Genomic DNA, 4792 nt, shown 5'->3' with positions numbered 1-4792 from the left:
TACTCCTCCTGCTGTTTGATTTCCTTCACTTGCTCCCTGTCTTACTCCTCCTGCTGTTTGATTTCCCTGACTTGCTCCCTGTTTTACTCCTCCTGCTGTTTGACTTCCCTGACTTGCTCCCTGTTTTACTCCTCCTGCTGTTTGACTTCCCTGACTTGCTCCTTGTTTTACTCCTCCGACTGTTGGATTTCCTTCACTTGCTCCTTGTCTTACTCCTCCTGCTGCTTGATTTCCTTCACTTGCTCCACTTACTTTTCCAGCTGCCTTCATTTCATCTTGAAGACTTGTTGTTCCTGATTCTTGCCCACTTGCTACCTCTGGTTTTTCATTCCCTTCTTTTTTCATATCTTCTTGAATAGATGGATTACCACCATTCTTTTTATCTTCGTCCTTATTTAAGTTACCTTTTTCCTTTTCTTTATTTGCTACATCATTGCCTTGTGTTTTTTTTTGATCCGCTTTTTTCATTTGATCTTGCAAAGACTCTTTATTTCCGGATCCATTCCCTTTTTTCAAGCCACCTATGATACCCCCAGCTGCATTTGCGGTTTTTGTTGCTGCAACACCTGCCCCTTGCGCTGCACCTTTTGCTCCTTTTCCAATCATATTTCCTAGACCTTTCATTGGTTTTGAATTTGCAAGACGGCCAACTCCTTTACCAAGTGCGAAACCACCTGCTAAACCACCCGCTAACATGCCCCAACTGCTCTTTAATCCAATATCGATTCCAAAAAGTCTTTCTACGACTGACGGGCCATCTAGAACTGCCATACTAAATGCGGCTAATGCAATAAGATATGGTACACCACTTAATTTGTCATGGAGAAACTCCGTTCCCATTATATATAGCTTCAAAGATAGGAATATCATAATCGTTGCTACAAATATATTGAGTATATTTGATAACACTGCTTTTAACTTTTGACCATTCGCAACGTCTGCTGGTGCTAAAATATTGGCTAACAAGTAGTTAAACGTCAACTCATAAAATAATCTCGCTAACTTAATACTTACTAATAACAACGTTAATCCTGTTATCAGTAAGGTGAAAAATATATTCCAAAAGTTCCAATGCCAGCGATAATACTTTTCTGGGAAGAAATCAAACCATCCATCTTTCAATTCTGCTAAAGATGCGGTTCCTAACCCATCCATTACTCTTTTATTTTTCAAAATTCCCTGTCCATCATCTGATAACTTTTTATCCTTTGCAAACTCAAAATCCGAATCAATTTTTTCTGTAATATCTATCTGTCTAATGTTTTTTTCTGGAATATGATTTTTCGGACTCATATCTTCTTTCTTTTTCCATTTATTTTGATCTATTACTGCAATATCCGTTATGTTCTTCTTAATAATTTCATCACTCAAAGAGCCTTTTTGCTCTGATTTTACAACTGCTATGGCATCATCGGTGAACTTATCGACCTTTGTCATACCAGTACTTAATAAACAAAGTACACTTAGCGTAACGAAAATATTGATGATAATTTGAGAACGGTTCATTTGTTTGTTCATAATGAACATATAGCCAATATATAAAAACGATATAGCTAAAAGAACGACGAACAATGGATATAACATATCAACAAACTCTTGTACTCCCGGCGAATTAAAGAACCCTTTAATCCCCAATATGGCATCTGTCACACCCTCCAAGCCATCTACAATTAAAGATAGACCTTGAATTATAAACCACCCTATCCATCGAAATACATAATTAACAATGTCACCTACTTGGAGATAATCCGAGAACTCTTCTAAAGTTTTTAAAATCTCTTCATCTTTCACCATTTATCCTCCTCTCTTGCTTACTACTGACCTAATACTTCCTTTGCTGTCCAATTCACCCTTTCATTCAGTCTGTCAATACGAATAATCAACTTCCCTTTTTGTTCCCGATCTACTGAAAGGAAAAGAACCGCATCTTCTAGACCAAGAATGACCTCATTTTCTTCTGTTACAAATGGCGAGTAACTATCTAAAATCAATTGCATTTTATCCGTTATTATCGGTACACACATTCTCTCTTCCTCCTTTATGTTTGGATTCAAAAAAGCACTCAAATATTTGAGTGCTTTTCTAACTTGTTACTTGTTCCTTTTCTTCTAAATCACGTAAAATTCGATTAATCTTATTTTCAACTGCTTGATAAACACTTTTGTCGATATGGTCATTGTGAGCCAGCATTTGAAATTCACTGTAAAACTCGCCCATTTCTTGATTTTTAACCTCATCTATGACTTTCCCTAACTGTGCTAAAAAGAACTTATCAACCAGTTTCAAAACCGCTAAATCAGTTTCAAAAAATTCAATAACCGTTTTTGATTTCCAATTTTCAATAGTGAGTGAATCAAACGGATTATCTTCTTGCTGAAACGCCTCTTCGGGAATATCTTCATCAATTCCCATCATTGTTGGTTCTTCTATTTGTTGCGGTGTCTCTATTTGGGAAGAAGTTTCCTGTTCTGGCTCTGGTGGTTCTTTCTGGGTTTGTTCTGCCTTTCTTTCTCCTAGGAAATCTACAATGAGTTTTTTAGGATCTACATCATCATGTAGGGAGTCAATATCTATATCTAAAATAGATTTATCTGTATCGAACTCTACCCCTAGGTATTCCCATCTGTATTTTAAGGCTGTCTCTTCTGTATTATAAATTGGTCGTGGTCTAATTCGTTTCCGCTCATTATCTTGACGTTTTATTACACGAATAACGGCACTTTCCCCTTCTTTAAAACTCATCAGTTCATTCGGTGTTAACAGTGGTCGTTGATCTAGGCTTTCGGTTTTATTTTTATCAGTAGAAAGACCTTTTCCACTTCGAGAAAGTGTGTTAATCGTCTTATTACCAAGCTTTTTAGACACTTTTTCGGCTGTCTGTTGATCGTTCGTTAATATATAAATGGTATTCCCACAGTTTCCGTCAATGGTATCTGCATCATCTCCATATTTGTTTTTCAATTGTGCATATGCCTGGATAACAAGGTTAAAACGAACATTTCTACCAAGACAAACCGTAATAATATTCGCCATTCCTTCAATACTCGGCATATTTCCAAACTCATCTAGGCAAAAAACCACCTCACGGTGACATTTCCCTCCACGAGCAAGGGATGCACCCTTGGCTAATATAAAATAAAGCTGTCTTACGAAAATAGAAGCAATGACATGATTAGAAGAGTCAAAGTCTGGTGTAATCATAAAAATAGCAACTGGTTTATCGAAATAATCCACTGTTGTTACCTGGATATCTTCATTTTCTTCTACTACTTTAAACTCTGTATGACCCGTCTTTTCATCTATTTTCGTAATAGAAATAGATGTTTTCTTTTGATCATTTCCCTTTTCATTAAATTGAATTGTATCCCCGACTTTTACTACTTGCTTATAATCCAATGCAAAACGTCCTGTGATATCTGCTTTGATAGACTCCTTTGAACCATCCGGAAATACAATTTCTACTCGTTTTCTAGATATTACTTTTCCTTTTATCGTTTTTCCAAACCCTACACGTTTTAAATCCACACTGTTTTTCGAAGTCATTTTTGCAATTTCATCGAACGTAAAGATAGAAAGTCCGTTCATTGTTTGGGTGAAGATTCCGCCTCGTGTCGTTCCTTTAGAGAAGTTTGAGGTTGCATATTGCATTTTCGCAACACTATCTGCTGGCAACCCTTCAAAGTATAAATCTAATGCATTTTCTGGATCTGCTTTTGGATCTACGATTACCTCTTTTGATCCAAGTTCTGATAACATATTTGCTACTGCATACATTGTGATTTTTTCTTCTGTTCCTTCTGCAATACATTTATCCGTAACAGCTAATATCATGGCATTACACAAGCTCATAGCGCATTGTTGCCAAAACGGATCTTTTACATTTGGGTTGTAATACAAAGTGTGAGACAGTGTTTTACATAATGCCTGTGCTGTTGAATAATCTCCATCCTTATAGGCATCTCTAACAAGTTGTAACAAGTTATAACTCATAGAATCAAGTGGGTTTAACAAGTTCAAAACTTCAATATGATACCCTCGTTCTTCCAGCGTTTCTTTCGATGCACTGATGAGTTCCCCCTTTGGATCGTTAAAAATTAAAGATGGTTTATGTTCCGCTCTAGAATAGACATCAATTGTAGGAAATACAAAGGTTTCCCCTTTACCAGAGCGAGTTGTACCAATGATTAAATTGTTTACAGGGCTATCATCAATGAATACTTTGTCACCTAATCGAGAGATAACAACACCACCGCCACCTTTAAATGATTTCTCTCGATCTGGTACGGCTCGATATTGCTTTTTCAGCTCTTCAACTGTTGTAAAGCGACTAGATCCTTTCTCATGATTATTTAAGTTTTTGAAGGAAGATTTGAGTTTGTATACTGTTCTTGCTATCGTTCCAATCACCATAAGGAAAACAAGCAAGTAATACATCGGATGCTCTGCAATCGGCATCCGAAAAAGAAATCCTATATCCATATGAAATGGTTTTGGATGTAATAAGTCACTAAATGTTGTTTCTATCAGCTCTAAAGATAAATTGAGTAAAAAATTAGCAATTAAAAACATTCCTACAAACAAAAAAGTACTCAATGGAATGAGTACTTTTTTTTCAGCTAACTTATATTTAATTGAGATTTTATCCTTGTACATGGGTTAGCGAATCCCCCCTTAAACAGTTACATCTGATTTTGATTGTTGTTTTTTTAGATTTGTTGGTTTCTCTGGATTTGTTGGTTTTTCCGGTTTTGTTGGTGGATCTACTGGTGGTTTCGGTTTATCTGGATCCGTT

The 4792-nt window shown here is 36.3% G+C and carries 3 protein-coding genes; all 3 read right to left on the bottom strand.

All coding sequences use genetic code 11. The features are described 5' to 3' along the window. Window positions 1-1791 (bottom strand): pLS20_p028 family conjugation system transmembrane protein (locus VK90_RS26685; RefSeq protein WP_048376553.1); only part of this gene is annotated, 1791 nt, incomplete at its 3' end. Window positions 1792-1814: 23 nt separating this feature from the next. Then, the gene (locus tag VK90_RS26680; RefSeq protein ID WP_048376551.1) at window positions 1815-2024 is read right to left on the bottom strand and encodes a hypothetical protein; all 210 of its coding nucleotides are present in this window, start codon (window positions 2022-2024) and stop codon (window positions 1815-1817) included. Window positions 2025-2082: 58 nt separating this feature from the next. Further along, the gene (locus tag VK90_RS26675) at window positions 2083-4653 is read right to left on the bottom strand and encodes a VirD4-like conjugal transfer protein, CD1115 family (RefSeq protein ID WP_048376549.1); all 2571 of its coding nucleotides are present in this window, start codon (window positions 4651-4653) and stop codon (window positions 2083-2085) included. Window positions 4654-4792: the final 139 nt, after the last annotated feature.

Source organism: Bacillus sp. LK2 (genome assembly GCF_001043575.1).
GTDB classification, from domain to species: Bacteria; Bacillota; Bacilli; order Bacillales; family Bacillaceae_G; genus Bacillus_A; species Bacillus_A paramycoides.
Note: the sequence above shows the minus strand (reverse complement) of the source record. Positions and strands in the feature narration are given on the sequence as shown.

What these genes read in the sequence shown, in the direction of transcription:
- VK90_RS26680 (WP_048376551.1), bottom strand. Translation starts at nt 2,024, where the DNA reads ATGTGTGTACCGATAATAACGGATAAAATGCAATTGATTTTAGATAGT.
- VK90_RS26675 (WP_048376549.1), bottom strand. Translation starts at nt 4,653, where the DNA reads ATGTACAAGGATAAAATCTCAATTAAATATAAGTTAGCTGAAAAAAAA.